The sequence below is a fragment of the Stenotrophomonas sp. YJH_SMC_8 genome (assembly GCF_059371315.1).
This window is the reverse complement of sequence record NZ_JCAFUL010000009.1, coordinates 1-18,207: the sequence shown is the minus strand read 5'-3', so window position 1 is coordinate 18,207 and position 18,207 is coordinate 1. Positions and strand designations below refer to the sequence as shown.

Below are 18,207 nucleotides of genomic sequence, written 5' to 3'. Positions count from 1 at the left end.
GAGCGCCGCGCGCAGCAAGCCGAGCGCGGGCTCTGCTCTACAGGTTCCAGCAGCGGGTGCGACCCTATTCGGCCGCCAGCGCCTGGATCGGGTCCAGCTGCGCTGCACTGCGTGCCGGGAAGTAGCCGAAGCCCAGCCCGATTGCCGAGGAGCACGCCAGCGCGGCCAACACGGGTCCGGCGGTGAACAGGAACGGCACACCCAGCGACAGCAGGCTGGACAGCGCCCCCACGCCGAATGCAAGCAGCACTCCCAGCACGCCGCCGAACAGGCAGATCAGCACCGCCTCGATCAGGAACTGGCGCAGGATGTCACCCTGCCGCGCGCCCACCGCCAGGCGCACGCCAATCTCGCGCACGCGTTCTTTCACCGACACCAGCATGATGTTCATCACTCCCACCCCACCCACCACCACCGCCACGGCTGCAATGGCGGAGACTAGTGCCGCCAGGGTCTGGCTGGACTTCATCACCGCCTTGCGGATCTGGTCGGCGTTGTAGATGAAGAAATCGCGGCGACCGTGCAGCCGCTCCAGCTCGGCGCCCAGCGAGGCCTCGGCAGCATTGGTGGGTACGTTGTCGCGAACGCGTACGGTGATGCTCTCCAGGCGCTGGCTGCCCAGCAGTCGCGACGCCGCCGAGGTGTAGGGCACGTAGACCGTAGGGGTTGCGCCGCCAGCGAATGCATTGGCCCCCACCACGCCGATCACCTCCACCGGCATGCCGCCCAGCAGCACCGTGCTGCCGATCGGGTTGCCCGTGAACAGCGCCTTGGCGGCCTTCTGGTCGACCACACCCAGCGCACGATGCTCACCCACTTCCGCGCCGGTGAAGAAGCGCCCTGCCTTCAGTCGCAGTCCACGCACGCGCAGCATGTCGGCCCCCACGCCAAGCACCTGGGTGTTGGCACGACGACTGCCCTGCAGGGCCGCCACCGATCCGGTCAGGTTCGGGCTGACGCTGTCCACGTAGCTCAGCGCCGCAAGATGATCCGCGTCGCCGACCACCAGTGTCTCGATCTCCGCCGAGCGTGGGTCGCCGAAATCGGCGCCCGGGAAGATCTCCAGCGTACTGGCGCCGAGTTCGTTGATCTGCGACTCCACCTGCGCCTGGGCGCCCTTGCCCAGCGCCACCACCGTCACCACGGCCGCCACGCCGATGATGATGCCGAGCATGGTCAGCAGGGTACGCAGGCGATGTGCCAGCATCGAGCGCACGGCCATCCGTGCGGCCTCGCGTACTGCGTCCACGCGTGCGCGGCGCTCTGTGACCGATGAACCACCGTGTTCGGGCGCGGTTGCTACGGATGCAGAATCCGGGCCACGCTCACCGCGATCGGCCACCACGCGGCCGTCCGCGATCTCGATCACCCGCTTGGCATTGGCCGCGATCGCCGCGTCATGCGTGACCAGGATCACCGTGTGGCCCTGTGCATGCAGGCGCTTCAGCTCGGCCATCACCTGCTGGCCACTGGCGTGATCGAGCGCGCCAGTCGGCTCATCGGCCAATACGATGGCGCCGCCGTTCATCAGCGAGCGCGCAATGGACACGCGCTGCTGCTGGCCACCGGACAGCTGGCTCGGCCGGTTCGCGGTGCGCTCGCCCAGGCCGAGCGTTTCCAGCAGCCTGCGCGCGCGGGCCGTGCGCGCTTCCGCCTCCATGCCGGCATAGACCGCCGGCAGCGCTACGTTCTCGGTAGCGCTCAGGTTCTCCATCAGGTTGTAGCGCTGGAAGATGAAGCCGAAATGCTCGCGGCGCAGCCGTGCAAGCGTATCCGGTGCCATCCGCTCGGTGGCCTCGCCGTTCACCCGATAGCTGCCCTCGGTCGGCCTGTCCAGGCAGCCGAGGATGTTCATCAGCGTTGACTTGCCCGAGCCCGACGGGCCGATGATGGCGATGAATTCACCGGCGTCGATGCGCAGGGAAACGTCCTTGAGCACCACGACCTCGCCAGCACCCGAGCGATAGCTGCGCGATACGCCATGCAGTTCCAGCAGTGCGTCGGCCATGTTCACATCCCAAGCAGGCTGGTCGGTTCGGATTCGCCGCCGCTGGGCGCCTGGCCGATCACCACGCTCTCCCCCGCCCGCAGGCCGCTGAGTATCTGCACGGCGGTAGCGGTGCGCAGGCCGGTCGTCACTGCACGCTCGCGGACGCGGCCCTTGGCGTCGACCACGCGCACGGTGCCGCGGTTGCCATCCATGTCGTCCGATGCGACCAGCGCCGTCAACGGCACCTGCAGCGCATTGGCGGCGCGCGCGAGCTGCACGGTCACCTTCACCGTCATCGATGGTTTCAGTTTCAGGCCGGGGTTGGCCACATCGAACAGGCCGGCGTAGTACACCGCCTTGGGCGACTGCGCCGAGCCGCCTGCATTGCCGGTCGCGACGTCGGCAATGGAAGATGGCGCTGGCTCCAGCTGCTGCAGATGGGACTCATAACGGCGACCGCTCGGCCCCAGGGTCGAGAACCACAGCGGTTGCCCCGGCGCCACCAGTTCCACATCAGCCTCGGCAATCTCGGCACGCACGGTCATCGTGTCCATCTGCGCCAGCATCACGATGGTCGGTGTGGTCTGCATCGAGTTCAGCGTCTGTCCTGCCTTGGTCACGATGGCCACGATGTAGCCGTCGCTGGGCGAGACGATGCGGGTATAGCCCAGGTTGATCCGTGCGGTTTCCACCTGGGTCACTGCCTGGTCGATCTGTGCCTGCAGCGCGGCCACTTCCGAGCGTGCCGCATCGCGTGCCATGCGCGCGGCTTCGAAGCCTTCCTGTGACACCAGTTGCGACGCCACCAATTGCGACTGCCGCTCGTAGACACCGCTGGCCTGCACATGGCGCGCCTGGCTGGCGGCATGCTGGGCACGCAATGCATTGGTGGCTGCCTCGGCGCTGCGCAGCGCGATGCGCTGCGGCTGCGAGTCGACCTCGGCGATCAGTTGGCCGGCCTGTACCCGCTGCCCCAGCACCACATGCAGGCGCTTGACCTGGCCGGACACCTGCGCACCCACCGCAACCACCTCCTTGGGATTGACCCGGCCGACCGCCTGTATGGTCTTTTCAAGATCTGCCACCTGCGCCGGCGCGGTGATCAGCGCGGCATCCCCGCCTTCGGCCAGCGCCCACCATCCGGTGCCCGCGGCCAGCGTGGCCACGGCACCGGCAATGATCCAGATCCTGCGATTGCTCATCGAAACGCCCGGCTGCCTGCGATCGCCCGATGCGACCGCCGAGACTGCAGTCTGGAAGCCGCGGATGGACATTCCTTGGAGCCATCGTGGAGATTGCATGGAGATGTGCCGGCCGTTCAGGCATCACCCCCGCACCTGAACGCCGTGGCCTGCGTCCACGCAATCTCGACACAATCTCGACCGAGTCTCCATCAACGGTCGCTAGCCTCGTCGGCCTCGCCGACTGCCAGCCTGCCGTGTCCCTTTCCTGTCCAGACCTGCCACCCATCGATGTGCGCCGTGCCTACTTCGCTTGGTACGCGCCTTCGCCATGGTTGATCGCACTGGTTCTGGCGTCGACCTCCGCCTGGATGCTGGCCAGCCCCCACCCTGTGCCGCCCTTGCTGGCGGGTTTCGGAGCCGCTGCACTGGTGTGGTTCCGCAGCGATGGGCCGGGTCATGCAAGCCGCGCGGGGGTTCCGGTGTCACTGGGCCTGATTGGCCTGGCCGTCTGGGCGGCGGCGCTCCCGACCGCCAGCACTGCCATCGTGCAGGGCCTGCTTGCCTTGGCCGCCGCACTGGTTGTCATCCTGCTGGCGCTGCGCCTGCACGCCGTCGTGGGCATGGCGCGCAGGCTGCAGGCCCGGGTTGAGGCGACGCCCATGGCATCGCGCTGGAGCAAGCTGCCGGCCTCTGTATCCGCGTTGATGGTGCAACAGCTGCACGGCGCGGGCGCAGTGGAGCCCAGCCTTCAGCGCACGCTGGTGCTGGCCACCCTGGCCTGGGCAGCGAACGAAGAAGCGCAGGCGATGGAGCAACGACGATGACGCTGCCCTTGATGCCACCACTTCCCGCCCTTGCCATGACGCTGCAGAACGCAATGAAACACGATCTCCGCTCCCGACAGGCACCCCTGGTGCTGATTGCCGAAGATGAAGGTGAAATCGCCGACATCCTCGGCGCCTACCTGGCTCGTTCCGGACTGCGCAGCGCCCGTGCCGCCGACGGCGAGGCCGCCCTCGCCAGCCACCGCCAGCTGCGCCCCGACCTGGTGCTGCTGGATGTGCAGATGCCCAAGCTGGACGGCTGGCAGGTGCTGAGCGAACTGCGCCGGCGCGGCAACACGCCAGTGATCATGCTCACCGCGCTCGACCAGGACGTGGACAGGCTGACCGGCCTGCGCGTGGGTGCCGACGACTACGTGGCCAAGCCATTCAACCCGGCCGAGATCGTGGCATGCATCCAGGCTGTACTGCGCCGCAGCGCCCGTACGGTGGTCGAAGAGCCCAATGGCCTGATCCGCCAGGGGCCGTTCGAGATCGACCTGCGCAGCCACGAGGTGACGGTGCGCCTTGGCGAGCAGGTGCATGCCCTGAACTTCACCCTCACCGAGTTCCGCCTGCTGGTGCACATGGCCCGCGCCCCGCGCCAGGTGCATGCACGCGTTGACCTGCTGCATGCCTGCCTGCCCGAAGGCGATGCGCAGGAGCGCACCGTCGACAGCCACGTCAGCAAGCTGCGCCGCAAGCTGGAAGACGTCGGCGTGATCGGCATCCCCGCCACCATCCGCGGCGTTGGCTATCGTTTCCTGGACTGAATGATGAACCCCAAAGGCAAGAGCATCGGCCGCCAGATCACGCTGTCCATCACGGTCGCCTCGCTGTGCTCGACCGTGCTGTCGATCAGCGGTTTCTACCTGTTCTACTACCTGATGGAGGTGTTCTATCCCCGCTGGTATGACGAACCGGAAACGATCATGCCGTCCGGGCTGGAATGGTTGTGGATCGGCCTGACCGCCACCGTCGTCGTCATCTTCGCCACGCTGGTCGCCTCGCGCCTGACCCGGCGCATCATCACCCCGCTGAACTCGGTGGCCGAAAGCCTGCGTCGGGTCGCCAGCGGCGATCTGGAGGCGCGTGCGCGCGGCTGTGATACCTCGATGACCGAGGCTGCCACGCTGGTCAGCGACTTCAATTCCATGGCCGAGCGATTGAGCAGGATGTCGGAGAACCGCGTGTTCTGGAACGCGGCGATCGCGCATGAACTGCGCACCCCGATGACCATTCTGCGCGGCCGCCTGCAAGGCATCGCCGAAGGTGTATTCGAGCCGGGCCCCGAGCAGTTCAACAGCATGCTCACCCAGCTGGAAGGCCTGACCCGCATCATCGAGGACCTGCGCGTGGTCAGCCTGGCTGAAAGCGGCCATCTCGACCTGCGCCTGCAGCGCAGCGACGTCAGCGTGCAGGTGGCGGCAGTGGTGGAGGCGATGTCCGAGGCACTGACCGAAAGTGGCTTCTCGGTGAGCCTGGACGCGAGGCCGTCGCTGGCGGACTGCGATCCGGCCCGCATCCGCCAGGCGGTGCTGGCATTGCTGGAAAACGCCCGTCGCCATGCCATCCCCTGCCCGCTGCGGGTACGCGTCACGCTGGCGGAGGGGCACTGCACGGTGGCCGTGGAAGATGGCGGCCCCGGCGTGCCGGATGAACTGCGTGACAGCATCTTCGAGGCATTCCAGCGCACCGATGTCTCACGTTCGCGGCAGAGCGGTGGCTCCGGGCTGGGCCTGGCGGTCGTGCGCGCGATTGCCGTGGCCCATCACGGAACCGCGCAGTGCCGGGCTACCGAACGTGGCGGCAGTTCATTCGAGATCCGCTGGCCGGTACATGCGCGGCGTTGATGGCCATCGCTGCCCTGGAAAACCCGAAATGCCGGCAATGACGGAAATGCCGGAAATGCCGGAAATGCCTGGGTAGAGTCGACTGTCAGTCGACTGCACTTCGTTCATCCGATCGGAAGTCCCGCGCTGCGCGCGATAGTCGACTGACAGTCGGCTCTACCTCGGAGCTGCCGAGCGCCCGCACATTGCCAATGCACCGATGATCAACGCCTCCATGCTGCGGTCGAATCCGGCTTCCTGTGCCTTCCAATCCAGTGGTCGCCGCGTGGTGTCCGCCGCGGCATGCCGCGAGTACACGGTGTCGGCCAATGCCACGGCGTGATAGGCCACGGTCGAGAGCAACCACGCCGCCTGTTCCAGCGGCAGGCCATGCACGCGGCTGAACTCGGCATGGTGGCGCTGGATGCGTGCCAGCATCTCCGGCGTCTTGGCGCCGTGGCTGACCAGGAACGGCGCCAGCCCGGGGTTGGTGTCCACCAGCATCCGCAGTGAACGCTGGAAATCGCGCAGGTCCTCTTCGATGCTGCGCCGCTCCGCAGCATCCAGCGGCGGTGCCTGCCAACGCTCGAAGATCGCCTCGGCCACCAGCTCGCGCAGTGCGGCCAGGTTGTCGACATGCTTGTACAACGCGATGTGGCTGACGCCGAGCGCCGCCGCCACCCCCACGAAGCTCAGCCCGGGCAGGGTCATCGCAATGCCGGCGTCGGCAATGCGTTCGCGGGTGATGGTGGGCGGGCGGCCGCGGGCGGCAGTCTTCTTCGGTGCGGCCATGCGGTTGCGTTTCCTGCACGGAGTACTGGCAAGGGCTGTCATGGTGGTCCGCAAGGGCGCGGTGGTCAACGCACCCAGATGCCATTCCGGCAGGCCCGGCTTGCGGCCCGGTCAATTTAGTTTACTATGATGTAACTAATTCGCATTTGCAGTCCCCTGGATCGTTTTCGATGTCCGCGCCCTCCCCTTCAATCACCCCGAGCGGGCCGCTGCGCGGTGCCGATCATGGCAGCTGCGAGGCCGTGCTGAGCCACGCCGGTGGCCTGCACAACCTCGACGACCGCCTCGACGATATCTGAACCAACCCGCAGCACCCGCGCCCTGCGCTTCGTTCCATCCAGCCACAGATCGCCCTAGCACCTCGCGTGCAGCATTGCCCCGACAGCAGTGCCGTGCCCTCTGCCAGCCATTCAACAGCCCGCGTCGTCCTGCCCAGGCAGGTTACCGACGGCGCCGTGCTGGCCGATCGTACGACCCACCACACGAGAACCGCCATGTCCTTCCCCGCCCGAACCCTGACCTTCCCACCGCGCACCGCGCTGTCCCTGGCCGCGCGCGCGGCGTTGCTGCCGGCCCTGTTGATCGCAACCGCCGCCCACGCTGATGACGCGCCCGAGGGTGCCCGCCAGCTGCCCACGGTCAACGTGCGCGCCGACAAGACCACGCCCACCGATGCATACGCCGGTGGCCAGGTCACCCGTGGCAGCCGGGTCGGCCTGCTCGGCGAGCTCGATTTCATGGACACCCCGTTCAACACCACCAGCTACACCGCCCCGTTCATCGAGAACATCCAGGCGCCTGACCTGGTACGGGTGATCGCACTGACCGATCCCAGCGTCTACAACGGCGGCTCCGGCGGCGGCATCACCGACTATTTCAACATCCGTGGCTTCAGCGTGGCGTCCTCGGACATCGGCTTTGGGGGCCTGTACGGGTTGATTCCCTACTACCGCGTCAGCCCTGAACTGGCCGAGCGCATCGAGGTGTTGAAGGGCCCTTCCGCGCTGCTCAATGGCATGCCGCCGGGCGGCTCGGTGGGCGGCGCCGTGAACCTGGTGCCGAAGCGCGCGGGTGATGCGCCGTTGACCCGCTTCACCGCCAGCTACGGCAGCGACGCGCAGCTGGGCGGTCACCTGGATGTCGGCCGCCGATTCGGCGCGGACAAGCAGTTCGGCGTGCGACTCAATGCGGTGCATCGCGAAGGCGACACCGCCACCGATCACCAGCAGCACAGGGCGCAGCTGGCCTCGCTCGGCCTGGACTGGCGCGGTGAACGTTCGCAGGTTTCGGTGGACCTGTTCAGCAGTCGCGACCATGTGGACGGCCTCAATCGCGGCGTTTCGCTGGCTCCCGGCCTGGCCGTGCCTCGCCCTCCGAAGGCCAGCACCCTGTTCGCACCCGACTGGACCTTCAGCAACGTCAAGGACCAGGCCGCCGCGCTGCGCTGGTCGTTCGACATCAATGACCACCTGCAGGCACATGCCAGCTACGGCCACGGCCATACCGATTTCGATTCCATCGCCAGCGCCACCACCCTGATCACCAACGCGGCCGGCGACTTCCGCAACAACTTCGCGCACCAGCGTTTCATCTACAGCAAGGACACTGCCGAAGCCGGCCTGTCGGCGCGGTTCCGTACCGGAGCCGTCGATCACGCGCTGGCGATCAGTGCTGCCTGGTACCAGCACGACCAGAAATTCGGCTTCAAGCGCAACCTGCTCGCCCGTGAATGGGTGACCAACATCCACAGCCCGCAATGGGGCCCGGCCATCGACCGCAGCTTCAGCAGTGCGCCGTTGCCGAAGACTGCGCACGTGCGTACCACCAGCTTCGGCATTGCCGATACGCTGTCCTTCATCGACGACCGTGTGCAGCTGACCCTGGGCATCCGCCACCAGACCGTCCTCAGCGACACCATCGATGGGGCTACTGGAAAGCGAACCGCACGCTACGACGCCAGCGCCAATACCCCGGCCGGCGCACTGCTGTTCAAGGCCAGCGACCGCCTGTCGCTGTACGCCAACTACATCGAAGGACTGAGCCAGGGCAGCACCGCCCCGGTCAACGCCGCCAACGCCGGCGAAGTCTTCCCGCCATTCAAGACCCGCCAGCGCGAGGTGGGTGCGAAGTTCGACCTCGGTCGCCTGGCCAGCGCGCTGAGCGTATACGAGATCGAGAAGCCCGGCTCCTACACCGACCCCACCACCAATGTGTTTTCGTTCGGCGGCCAGCAGCGCAACCGGGGCGTGGAATGGACCGTGTTCGGCCAGGCCACCGAACAGCTGCGCGTGCTCGGCGGCATCGGTTGGCTGCAGCCGAAGCTGACCCGCACCCAGGGCGGGATCAACCAGGGCCGGCTGGCCACCGCCACCCCGCAATGGCAGGGCAAGCTCGGCGTGGAGTGGGACGTGCCGGCCGTGGCCGGTCTCACCCTCACCGGCAATGCGGTCAGCCGCTCCAAGGGTTACATCAATGCCGACAACAGCCAATGGGTCGCAGGGCACACCGTATTCGATCTCGGTGCCCGCTACTCCATGCAGGCGGCGGGCCGCCCATTGGTACTGCGCGCCACCGTCCAGAACCTGACCAACAAGGCGTACTGGGCCGGCAGCCTTAGCTCCGGGCTGGGCACGCCGCGCACGGCCCTGCTGTCGGCCACTGTTGATTTCTGATCCCTGAGGCACGGGTACCACGCCCTCGCGCGTGGTGCCCCGGAGAAGTGATGTGACCGTTTCCCGTACCGCCGCCGTGCTGGCCTGGATGCCACTGGCCTCACGCATCATCGCCGCGCTTTCAGGTGGCTACGCCTTGGCTGCGTTGTGCAGCATCGCGGCATTGGCGTTGCCCATCGATGGCCGCCAGGCCGTTTTCACCGGCATGCTGGCCAGTTTCCTGCTCTATGCCAGCGCCGTGGTCTGGGTGTTCGCTGCGCGCTCGGCGTGGCGCGCGTGGCTGGGGCTGATCATCGCCGCACTTCCGCTGTGGCTGGCCGCACAGACGGTGGGCCCGGGGGCTGGTGCATGAACAAGCCCCGGCACACTCCCAAACCGCGCGGCATCCGCCAGACCATGTCCGACCTGCATATCTGGGTCGGGCTGCTGGCCGGTTGGATCCTGTACGCGATGTTCCTCACCGGCACCGTCAGCTACTTCCGCGATGAGCTTTCGCGCTACACCCGCCCCGAGATCGCCACGCCCTCCATGCTGCCGGACGCTGCTGCCGTCACGCAGCGTACCGTCACCAGGATCATGGCCGACACGCCTGCGGCCAGCCAGATCAATCTCAACCTGCCAGGCACGCGCATGCCGTGGGTGTCGGCGATGTGGGCCAGCCCGGGTGGACGCGGCCGGCACGGCTTCGATTCGGGCCTGTTCGACGCCAGCACCGGCGCACCGTTGCAGGCACGCGACACAGGCGGCGGCGACTTCTTCTACGCGTTCCACTTCAACCTGCACTACATGCCCGCCACGTGGGGCCGCTGGATTGTCGGCCTGTGCGCGATGTTCATGCTGGTTGCCATCGTCAGCGGCGTGATCACCCACAAGAAGATCTTCGCCGACTTCTTCACCTTCCGCTGGGGCAAGGGCCAGCGCTCGTGGCTGGATGGCCATGCGGCGGTGTCGGTACTCGGCCTGCCGTTCCATTTCATGATCACCTGGAGCGGCCTGGTGATGCTGGCGGTGCTGTACATGCCGTGGGGCCTGGCGAAACTGCCCGACAAGCGCCAGCAGGCCGAGGTCGTCAGCGAGATGCGGCTGTTCCTGCCACCGCAGAAGGCGGCAGGCCACGCTGCGCCGCTCACCGACGTGGGCGCACTGGTGCGGCAGGCCGAGCAACGTTGGGGAACCGGCGCCGTGGGCAGCGTACAGGTGCAGAACCCGGGCGACGAGAACGCACGCGTTGCCGTGGTACGGGCACAGTCCACCCGTGTTTCCACCACGCCGAACTATCTGATGTTCGATGGCAGCAACGGGCAGCTGCTGCAGATCAAGGAGCATTGGGGCGTTGCCGCCGATACCCAGGGCGTGCTGTACGGCCTGCACCTGGGACGCTTCGCCGACGCCACCCTGCGCTGGCTGTACTTCATCGTCAGTCTGGCCGGCACCGCCATGGTCGGCACCGGGCTGGTGCTGTGGACGGTCAAGCGCCGTACACAACTGCCCGACCCGCAGCGCCCCCACTTCGGCTTCCGCCTGGTCGAGCGGCTCAACATCGCGACGGTGGCTGGGCTTTCGGTAGCGATGGCTGCCTATCTGTGGGCCAACCGCCTGCTGCCCACCGGACTTGATGGGCGTGCCGCGTGGGAGGTGCATGTATTCTTCCTGGCCTGGGCCGCAATGCTCGTGCATGCCACGCTGCGTGCGCCGAAGCGCGCGTGGGTCGAGCAGTTCGTGCTGGGTGCGTTGCTGCTGGCGTTGTTGCCGGTACTGACGGCGATGACCACGCCGCATCCGCTGTGGCACGCATTGCCCACGGGCGACTGGGCGTTCGCCGGCACTGACCTGACCCTGCTGGCCCTGTCCGCCCTGCACGCTCTGCTGGCGTGGCGCACCTGGAAGCACGCGCCGAAGTTGCAGCGCGCACGGCCGTCTGCAGCGTCACGCAATGCCGCAGCGGAGGCCAGCGCATGATCCACGTCATTCTGTTCGTGTTGTCGCTGGCTGCATTTGCGTGCCTTGCGCTGGCAATGGAGCGCCATCAGCGGGACGTGCTGCATCGCGTGCTGAGCGTTGCTACGACGCAGCAGCTGCGCGCAGTCGGATGGGCGCTGCTGGTGTTCAGCACCGTGTTCGCGATGCGCGGATTGGGTGTAGGCAGCGGCCTGGCCGCGCTGTCCGGGCATACCAGCGTGGCCACCGGCGTGGTCGTCCTGGCGATGGTGGCGCATGGGCGTCGACAGTGACGCCTCTTGAACGAACCCAGGTCCAGCCGCCTGGGTAGAGTCGACTGTCAGTCGACTATCGCGCGCAGCGCGGGCATTTCGGGCTTTCCGCCAACAGCAGTCGACTGACAGTCGACTCTACCCCGTCGGGGTTCATGGCCTTGACCCTCGCCAAGACCGTCCCGGCTCCGGCATCCAATCAGCGATACTCGAGGAATGCCGCCATGCGTTGCAACTCGTCTTCCAGCGCGCCACCAAACACTTTGTCGCGCGCCAGCGACTTGCCGGCATAGCCCACGCTGGATGCCAGCTCACCGTCACGCATGCTGACGTTGGCCCAGCCCACCACCTGGTCGTGCCATAGTACTGGCAATGCGTAGTAGCCGTACTGGCGCTTAGGTGCGGGTGTGTAGGCTTCGAACTTGTAGACCCAGCCCCATAGCAGCTCGAAGCGGCGGCGGTCCCACACCACCGGGTCGAACGGTGCCAGCAGGCGCACCTGCTCTTCCGGTGCGTGTCGGCGCGATCGCGGATTCTCGTTGGCTGGCCAGTACCAGGTCGTTCCATCCAGCGTGCAGCTGGCCAGCTGTTGCTTGGCCAGCTTCAGCGCCTGCCGGGTCTGTTCGGCCAGATGCGGTGCACCGTAGCCCAGCAGCCGCACCAGATAGGTCAGGCTGGCCGAGGGCAGCGGCGCGTACTTGCGCACCACCAGGTCGATCAGGGCGGCCGCGCGTTCGATCTGCGCCTGCTCGCTGGCATCGGCCTCGACATGTTCGGCCACCGCGTAGATGCGGGTGCCGCTGTCGCGCCGCTGCACGCGCAGCAGGCCGCGGTAATGCATGCCGTCCAGCAGGTGGGTGCTGGCATTGCTGGTGCCGCCCCAGTAGTTGGTCACCCGGCCATGCGCGAACGCCTGGTCAACCTCGCGCGGGTGCACGCTGCCACGCTCGCGGACGAAGGCCAGTACATCCGCCGCACGACGCCGGGTCTCGGCGTCCCACGCGCGCTTGGAAACACGCGGGTGCATCAACGCCAGGTGCTCGCGCGGGAGGAAGCCGTAGTTCACCAGGCAATCCTCTTCCACTGGCAGGCGCGCATAGCGCCGCTCCAGATCACCGGCCCGGTAGTCCTTCACCCGATGGCGCAGCGTCAGGTCCTGTGCCCGTGCTGGTGCGCGGATCGGGTCGGCCTGCACGAAACCCAGGCGCCGGATCGCGGTCAACAGCGTGGTGGGTTTGAACAGCGTGCGCGCGACCGCGTGGCGGCGCAGATCATCGAGGGTGGGCGTGGCAGGCATGGTCGCATTGTAGATCCACGCCATGCGTGGATGGGGCCGTGGCGGACCGTGCACCGGTATCCACGCATGGCGTGGATCTACCGGACGCCGAGTACGTCCAGCGAACCGATCACCAGCGCACGCATGCCCTGCCTGAACTCGGCAATCACTTCCTCGTCCTGCACGCGCCGCCCGGTCAACGCTTCGGCCTCGTCATCCACCAGCCCATACACCGTGTCCGCACCGGCAATGCAGTAGAACGCAATCGTGGCCAGCACCCAGCGCGCCTTGTCCAACGGCAGGCCGAACACTTCGGCCACGTGGGCCTGGTGCGAGGCGATCTTCTCCAGCATCGGCGCGGTCGCCACCGAGCGCCGCAACAGGTAGGGCGGCAATCCAGGGTGCGCCTTCACCACCTCGCACAGCGATTCCACGAAGACCATCAGGTAGCCCTGCAGCCCACCCGGCGCATCGGCCGACGCGCGCGGAATCTGCCAGCGCTGGAACACCGTATCGGCCACCAGCCGCTTCAAGGCCTCCAGATTGGCCACACGCTTGTAGAGCGCCGCCTGGGTCACCGCAAGCTCGGCGGCCACGTTGGCCATGGTCAGGTTCGGCAGGCCCAGCTTGATGCCAATGTCAGCCAGGCGCTCGGGAGTGATGGTGGGCGGGCGGCCACGGGCCGGCGCCGGGATCTCGGGTTGCATGCTCATACCGTAGCGAGGGTGCCAGTAAAAGGACCCTCTTGTCCGCTTCATATGATTTAGTTTATTTTACTCAACTAATTCGAAATGCGTCTGGTTCGCACCCCGCCGCCATCCGGAATCGAGCCCGTGGCTCACCTCCCGCCAGGTCCCCACCCAGCCGACAACCCTGCGCTGCGCCTTCCCCCGTGCTTGCCGTCGGCAGCGCGCCAGGCGCGTTTGCACCTGCGATTCACAGGAATCTGGCATGACCGTGTTTGACCTTCCCTCTTCGCCCGTCCGTCCCGCCGTGGCAACTGCCCGACTGCCGATGCAGCCGCCCGGCCTGGTCCGGCGCTATCGTGTTTCGACCCTCGCGCTGGGCCTGCTGGCCTCGTTCGCCGCGCTGGCCGAGTCGGCGCCGTCCACCCTGCCCTCGGTACAGGTGCAGGAACAGCGACGGGCCACCGCCGACTATGCCGGAGGACAGGTGGCGGGCGGCGGTCGTGTCGGCCTGCTGGGCGACAAGGACTTCATGGACACGCCGTTCAGCACGGTCAGCTACACCGAGTCGTTCATCCGTGATCGCCAGGCCAAGGACCTCACCGACGTCATCGCCGCCACCGACCCAACGGTGTTCAGCAACGGCGTCACCGGCGCGTGGAGCGAGAACTATGCCATCCGTGGCTTTGCCTCCAACACCAGCGACACCACCTTGAACGGCCTCAGCGGCATGGCGCCCTACTACCGCACCTCGCCGGAGATGTTCGAGCGCATCGAAGTGCTGAAGGGGCCGTCCGCGCTGCTCAACGGCATGCCACCGGGCGGCTCGGTGGGCGGCGCGGTGAACCTGGTGCCGAAGCGCGCTGGCGAGCAGCCCCTGTTGCGGGTCAGCGCCAACTTCGCCTCCGATGCGCAGTTCGGCGCCCACGTGGACATGGGCCGTCGCCTCGGCGCAGACAAGCAGTTCGGCATCCGCTTCAACGGCGCCTGGCGTGATGGCGACGGCGCCGTCGGCAAGCAGAGCAAGAAGGTTCAACTGGGATCGCTGGCACTGGACTGGCGCGGTGATCGCACCCGCCTGTCGGCCGATCTGTACAGCGCCGACGATCGCGTGGACGGCCCGGCCCGTGGTGTAGGCCTCGCACCGGGCGTCGCCATTCCCCGCCCGCCGCGGGGCGACACCCTGATCAACCCGGACTGGGCCTACGTGGACAGCCAGGACAAAGGCGTGATGCTGCGCGGCGAGTTCGACATCAATGACAGCCTGATGGCCTACCTGGCCTATGGCACCAGCAAGACCGACTACCGCTACAACGGCTCGATCAGCGCGCAGATCCTCAACCCGGCCGGCGACTTCAGCACCGTGATCGGCCAGCTCGCGTTCGACATCAAGAAGCAATCCGGTGACGCCGGCCTGCGCGGCAGCTTCCGTACCGGTAGCGTGGGCCACCAATGGGCCGCCAACGTGACCCACTACCAGCACACCCAGAACGACTATGGCCGCCGCAGCGTGCCCGGCTGGGACTGGACCACCAACCTCTACAACCCGGTGTGGGGCCCGGCCGCGCCGTTCGTGGCGCCGCACATCTCGCATACCGACCTGCGCCTGGACAGCGTCGGCTTCGCCGATACCCTCTCCTTCGCCGATGACCGCGTGCAGCTGACGCTGGGCGTGCGCCGCCAGCAGGTAGTCAGCGAGACGTTCAACGTGGTCACGGGCGCACGTACTTCGCGGTATGACGAGAGCGCCACTACCCCGGCGGCAGCCTTGCTGGTGAAGACCACCGACACGATCTCTGTCTACACCAACTACATCGAAGGCCTCAGCCAGGGCGCCACCGCGCCGATGACCGCCGCCAACGCGGGCGATGTGTTCGCACCGTTCCGCACCAAGCAGAAGGAGCTGGGCATGAAGCTGGACATGGGCAGCTTCGCGCACACCTTCAGCGTTTATGAGATCAAGCGGCCAAGCAGCTATACCGACCCGGTCACGAACATCTTCTCGTTCGGTGGTGAGCAGCGTAACCGCGGCGTGGAATGGGGCTTCTTCGGATCGCCACTGGACGGCGTGCGCCTGCTCGGCGGCGTGGCCTACGTACAGCCGAAGCTGACCCGTACGGCCGGTGGCGTGAATGAAGGTCGCATCGCCACCGCTGTTGCGCAGCGCCAGGCCAAGCTGGGCGTGGAATGGGATGTGCCGGCGTTGCAGGGGTTTACGTTGACTGGCAATGCCACTGCGATGTCGAGACAGTACATCAGCGCCGACAATCAACTGTCAGTTCCGGGGCGCACACTGTTTGACGTGGGTGCGCGCTACAGCACGGCACTCGCAGGGCGGCCGCTTGCACTGCGTGCCACGGTGAACAACGTCACCAACAAGGCGTATTGGGGCATGCCGCTGTTGTCGAGCCTGGCATTGGGCGCGCCGAGGACGGTACTGTTGTCGGCCACGATGGATTTCTGAGCCGGGCGACAAACTGTCAACGGGATCCACGCGTGGCGTGGATCCACCGGGAACCATGGAGCCAGGCCATGCCTGGCTGGCTCCATGGTGATCCGCCAAACGCATCCAGGCATGGCGTGGATTTACCGGCACAAGGCACGACCACGCATGCACTGATCACGAAAGCACGCGCGCCACTACCGCCAACACCAGCAGATGCCCCACGTAGTACCCATAGAACATCCAGCGCCAGCGCGGCAGTTGCCACTGCACCCGTGTGGCCAGCAGCACCACGGGAACGGCCAGCAGGGCCCAGCCGTTCCGATTGGCCCAGCACACCGCCGCCAAGGCAATCAGCAGCGGCCACCACGCGCGATGGCGGAACGCGATCCAGGCCAGCAGGACACTGCCAACGCCGGCCCACTGGTAGTCCACCAGCATCGGCAGTACGCCTGCCGCCAACAACAGCAACAGGGGCCGGTTGTTGGCCAGCGCGTGCACCGCCACGGCTGCCAGGGCGAACGTGAGCAGGATGTTGAGCGGCAGCCAGGCGCCGAAGGCCAGGGCATGCAGCGGTTGGGCGATGACGCCCCACAGGGCCAGGCGACGCATCGACTTGCGAAGGTCGGCGCCCGGTTGGGCCAGGTTGCAGGCCATCACCAGCGCGAACAGCGGGAAAGCGATACGCCCCAGTTCGCTCACCACCGGCACGTAGCCGCCAAACACCACTTTGGCCACGTGATCGCCGGTCATGGCCAGCAATGCGATCCACTTCAGCAGCTCGCGGGCGCCACTGCCGAGGTTGATACTGAACGTGGACGTCCTTGTCGTGGTCTCGTGCATCCCGGGAGCTTATGCGCATCGGCAAGCCCATTTCCAGCATCCTGCACGTGACACCCCCTGCCTCGGCCGGCGCAGGGCGCTATGCTGGCCGCCCCTGCTTGTGAGGCACCTGCCATGCGCACCCTGTACCCCACCATCGAGCCGTACCGCGAGTTCACCCTGCCGGTGAGCGATCTGCACACGCTGCACATCGAAGAGTGCGGCACGCCGGAGGGCATTCCGGTGGTGTACCTGCATGGTGGCCCAGGTGCAGGCATTTCATCGACCCATCGCCGCTTCTTCGACCCGGCGCGCTACCGCATCGTGTTGATCGACCAGCGCGGCAGCGGTCGCTCAACGCCTTTCGGTGAACTGCGCGACAACACCACGCAGCACCTGGTGGCCGACATCGAAAAGGTGCGAGAACACCTGGGCATCGAACGCTGGCTGGTCTATGGCGGCTCCTGGGGCTCGACCCTGTCGCTGGCCTATGCGCAGGCGCATCCGGAACGCGCTACCGGCCTGATCGTACGTGGCGTGTTCCTCGGCCGCGAGATCGAGAACCGCTGGTTTGCCGAAGGCAACGGGGGCGCGCGCTGGATCTTCCCGGAGCGCTGGGATCGTTATGAGGCCTACATTCCGGAAGCCGAGCGGGGCGACATGATTGCGGCATACTGGACCCGCATGGATGGCGCGGACGAGGCGACCCGCATCGAAGCGGCACAGGCCTGGCTGGGTTGGGAGGACAATGCCGCCACCCTGCAGCACGACGTGGATGCCGAATCCACGGATGATCCGCTGGACACGCTGGCGAAGGCCCGCATCGAAGCACATTACTTCCGCAACGGCATCTTCCTGGAGCCGGACCAGCTGCTGCGCGATATCGATCGCATCCGTCACCTCCCGGGCGTGATCGTGCAGGGCCGCTACGACATCATCTGCCCGCCGCGCAGTGCCTGGGACCTGGCCAAGGCCTGGCCGGAAGCCCGGCTGGAAATGGTGACCTCCGGGCACAGCGCGAACGAGCCGGCCACGGTCGATGCGCTGGTACGGGCCACGGATGCGTTTGCCGACCGGTTCTGAGGAGATGGGCAGTGCCGGCCGCAGGCCGGCACCCCACCGTGCGAGGGTAGAGTTGACTGTTAGTCGACTGCTCTTGGCAGGAAGCCGAAAACCCCGCGCTGCGCGCCAAAAGTCGACTGGCAGTCGACTCTACCGAGCCGTCTCCTTCGAGCCATCTCCGCCCAACCCCGTCCCCATACATCCGACAGATGCCTTTGCCGACTCCTTCTAAGGAGATGGGTAGTGCCGGCCGCCGGCCGGCACCCCACCGTGCGAGGGTAGAGTCGACTGTTAGTTGTGATCTCTCGGTAGGTTGTTCATCCGGGACATCTTTGGAAAATGGTGGTTACCACACCTGTCCAGCCCCCAAAGAGCCCGGATGAACCACCATAAAAATGCCCGTTTGACGCCGTTTAG

The 18,207-nt window shown here is 66.8% G+C and carries 16 protein-coding genes; 10 read left to right on the top strand and 6 right to left on the bottom strand.

Annotated elements, in window-relative coordinates; all coding sequences use genetic code 11:
• Positions 1 to 64: 64 nt before the first annotated feature.
• Complete coding sequence (locus AC5P88_RS12610; RefSeq protein WP_495225194.1) at positions 65 to 2,008, bottom strand: MacB family efflux pump subunit; 1,944 nt, start codon at positions 2,006 to 2,008, stop codon at positions 65 to 67.
• Positions 2,009 to 2,010: 2 nt separating this feature from the next.
• A complete protein-coding gene (locus AC5P88_RS12605) occupies positions 2,011 to 3,192 on the bottom strand; it encodes an efflux RND transporter periplasmic adaptor subunit (protein WP_495225193.1) in 1,182 nt (393 codons plus the stop codon).
• Between the two features lie 86 nt (positions 3,193 to 3,278).
• Here AC5P88_RS12605 and AC5P88_RS12600 point away from each other — a divergent pair, with 86 nt between their 5' ends.
• The 3 genes from AC5P88_RS12600 to AC5P88_RS12590 are packed head-to-tail and all read left to right on the top strand — an operon-like array spanning position 3,279 to position 5,848.
• Positions 3,279 to 3,998, top strand: coding sequence for a hypothetical protein (locus AC5P88_RS12600; RefSeq protein WP_495225192.1), 720 nt, complete (start codon positions 3,279 to 3,281; stop codon positions 3,996 to 3,998).
• Positions 3,999 to 4,051: 53 nt separating this feature from the next.
• Entirely contained in the window at positions 4,052 to 4,768 is a 717-nt protein-coding gene (locus AC5P88_RS12595; RefSeq protein WP_495225191.1) for a response regulator, read from the top strand.
• A 3-nt stretch (positions 4,769 to 4,771) separates the two neighbouring features.
• Complete coding sequence (locus AC5P88_RS12590; RefSeq protein WP_106548575.1) at positions 4,772 to 5,848, top strand: ATP-binding protein; 1,077 nt, start codon at positions 4,772 to 4,774, stop codon at positions 5,846 to 5,848.
• Between the two features lie 156 nt (positions 5,849 to 6,004).
• On the opposite strand, the gene AC5P88_RS12585 is transcribed toward AC5P88_RS12590, so the two are convergent.
• The gene (locus AC5P88_RS12585) at positions 6,005 to 6,619 is read right to left on the bottom strand and encodes a TetR/AcrR family transcriptional regulator (protein WP_495225190.1); all 615 of its coding nucleotides are present in this window, start codon (positions 6,617 to 6,619) and stop codon (positions 6,005 to 6,007) included.
• A 170-nt stretch (positions 6,620 to 6,789) separates the two neighbouring features.
• Here AC5P88_RS12585 and AC5P88_RS12580 point away from each other — a divergent pair, with 170 nt between their 5' ends.
• From AC5P88_RS12580 to AC5P88_RS12560, 5 genes are all read left to right on the top strand, one after another.
• Complete coding sequence (locus AC5P88_RS12580; protein ID WP_495225189.1) at positions 6,790 to 6,918, top strand: hypothetical protein; 129 nt, start codon at positions 6,790 to 6,792, stop codon at positions 6,916 to 6,918.
• 195 nt (positions 6,919 to 7,113) lie between these two features.
• Positions 7,114 to 9,291, top strand: coding sequence for a TonB-dependent receptor (locus tag AC5P88_RS12575; RefSeq protein ID WP_495225188.1), 2,178 nt, complete (start codon positions 7,114 to 7,116; stop codon positions 9,289 to 9,291).
• Between the two features lie 52 nt (positions 9,292 to 9,343).
• Positions 9,344 to 9,643: a DUF3649 domain-containing protein gene (locus AC5P88_RS12570; RefSeq protein WP_495225187.1), complete on the top strand. Its 300-nt coding sequence runs from the start codon at positions 9,344 to 9,346 to the stop codon at positions 9,641 to 9,643.
• Positions 9,640 to 11,250: a PepSY-associated TM helix domain-containing protein gene (locus AC5P88_RS12565; protein WP_495225186.1), complete on the top strand. Its 1,611-nt coding sequence runs from the start codon at positions 9,640 to 9,642 to the stop codon at positions 11,248 to 11,250. The genes AC5P88_RS12570 and AC5P88_RS12565 overlap by 4 nt, the downstream gene beginning before the upstream one ends.
• Positions 11,247 to 11,522: a DUF3325 domain-containing protein gene (locus tag AC5P88_RS12560; protein ID WP_495225185.1), complete on the top strand. Its 276-nt coding sequence runs from the start codon at positions 11,247 to 11,249 to the stop codon at positions 11,520 to 11,522. Before AC5P88_RS12565 ends, AC5P88_RS12560 begins: the two co-directional genes overlap by 4 nt.
• 178 nt (positions 11,523 to 11,700) lie before the next feature.
• On the opposite strand, the gene AC5P88_RS12555 is transcribed toward AC5P88_RS12560, so the two are convergent.
• On the bottom strand, positions 11,701 to 12,822 hold the full coding sequence (locus tag AC5P88_RS12555) for a DNA glycosylase AlkZ-like family protein (RefSeq protein ID WP_495225184.1): 1,122 nt from the start codon (positions 12,820 to 12,822) through the stop codon (positions 11,701 to 11,703).
• A 53-nt stretch (positions 12,823 to 12,875) separates the two neighbouring features.
• The gene (locus AC5P88_RS12550; protein WP_111111732.1) at positions 12,876 to 13,490 is read right to left on the bottom strand and encodes a TetR/AcrR family transcriptional regulator; all 615 of its coding nucleotides are present in this window, start codon (positions 13,488 to 13,490) and stop codon (positions 12,876 to 12,878) included.
• Positions 13,491 to 13,791: 301 nt separating this feature from the next.
• Here AC5P88_RS12550 and AC5P88_RS12545 point away from each other — a divergent pair, with 301 nt between their 5' ends.
• Positions 13,792 to 15,927 (top strand): TonB-dependent receptor, encoded by a 2,136-nt coding sequence (locus tag AC5P88_RS12545; RefSeq protein WP_495225292.1) that lies wholly within the window; start codon positions 13,792 to 13,794, stop codon positions 15,925 to 15,927.
• Between the two features lie 156 nt (positions 15,928 to 16,083).
• Here AC5P88_RS12545 and AC5P88_RS12540 read toward each other — a convergent pair whose 3' ends face one another.
• Positions 16,084 to 16,749: a TraX family protein gene (locus tag AC5P88_RS12540; RefSeq protein WP_495225183.1), complete on the bottom strand. Its 666-nt coding sequence runs from the start codon at positions 16,747 to 16,749 to the stop codon at positions 16,084 to 16,086.
• 114 nt (positions 16,750 to 16,863) lie between these two features.
• Between AC5P88_RS12540 and pip the strand changes: the two genes are divergently transcribed.
• Entirely contained in the window at positions 16,864 to 17,811 is a 948-nt protein-coding gene (gene pip / locus AC5P88_RS12535) for a prolyl aminopeptidase (protein ID WP_495225182.1), read from the top strand.
• The last annotated feature ends 396 nt before the right edge of the window (positions 17,812 to 18,207 follow it).

What these genes read in the sequence shown, in the direction of transcription:
- AC5P88_RS12610 (WP_495225194.1), bottom strand. Translation starts at nt 2,008, where the DNA reads ATGGCCGACGCACTGCTGGAACTGCATGGCGTATCGCGCAGCTATCGC.
- AC5P88_RS12605 (WP_495225193.1), bottom strand. Translation starts at nt 3,192, where the DNA reads ATGAGCAATCGCAGGATCTGGATCATTGCCGGTGCCGTGGCCACGCTG.
- AC5P88_RS12595 (WP_495225191.1), top strand. Translation starts at nt 4,052, where the DNA reads ATGAAACACGATCTCCGCTCCCGACAGGCACCCCTGGTGCTGATTGCC.
- AC5P88_RS12590 (WP_106548575.1), top strand. Translation starts at nt 4,772, where the DNA reads ATGAACCCCAAAGGCAAGAGCATCGGCCGCCAGATCACGCTGTCCATC.
- AC5P88_RS12585 (WP_495225190.1), bottom strand. Translation starts at nt 6,619, where the DNA reads ATGGCCGCACCGAAGAAGACTGCCGCCCGCGGCCGCCCGCCCACCATC.
- AC5P88_RS12580 (WP_495225189.1), top strand. Translation starts at nt 6,790, where the DNA reads ATGTCCGCGCCCTCCCCTTCAATCACCCCGAGCGGGCCGCTGCGCGGT.
- AC5P88_RS12575 (WP_495225188.1), top strand. Translation starts at nt 7,114, where the DNA reads ATGTCCTTCCCCGCCCGAACCCTGACCTTCCCACCGCGCACCGCGCTG.
- AC5P88_RS12565 (WP_495225186.1), top strand. Translation starts at nt 9,640, where the DNA reads ATGAACAAGCCCCGGCACACTCCCAAACCGCGCGGCATCCGCCAGACC.
- AC5P88_RS12560 (WP_495225185.1), top strand. Translation starts at nt 11,247, where the DNA reads ATGATCCACGTCATTCTGTTCGTGTTGTCGCTGGCTGCATTTGCGTGC.
- AC5P88_RS12555 (WP_495225184.1), bottom strand. Translation starts at nt 12,822, where the DNA reads ATGGCGTGGATCTACAATGCGACCATGCCTGCCACGCCCACCCTCGAT.
- AC5P88_RS12550 (WP_111111732.1), bottom strand. Translation starts at nt 13,490, where the DNA reads ATGAGCATGCAACCCGAGATCCCGGCGCCGGCCCGTGGCCGCCCGCCC.
- AC5P88_RS12545 (WP_495225292.1), top strand. Translation starts at nt 13,792, where the DNA reads ATGCAGCCGCCCGGCCTGGTCCGGCGCTATCGTGTTTCGACCCTCGCG.
- AC5P88_RS12540 (WP_495225183.1), bottom strand. Translation starts at nt 16,749, where the DNA reads ATGCACGAGACCACGACAAGGACGTCCACGTTCAGTATCAACCTCGGC.
- pip (WP_495225182.1), top strand. Translation starts at nt 16,864, where the DNA reads ATGCGCACCCTGTACCCCACCATCGAGCCGTACCGCGAGTTCACCCTG.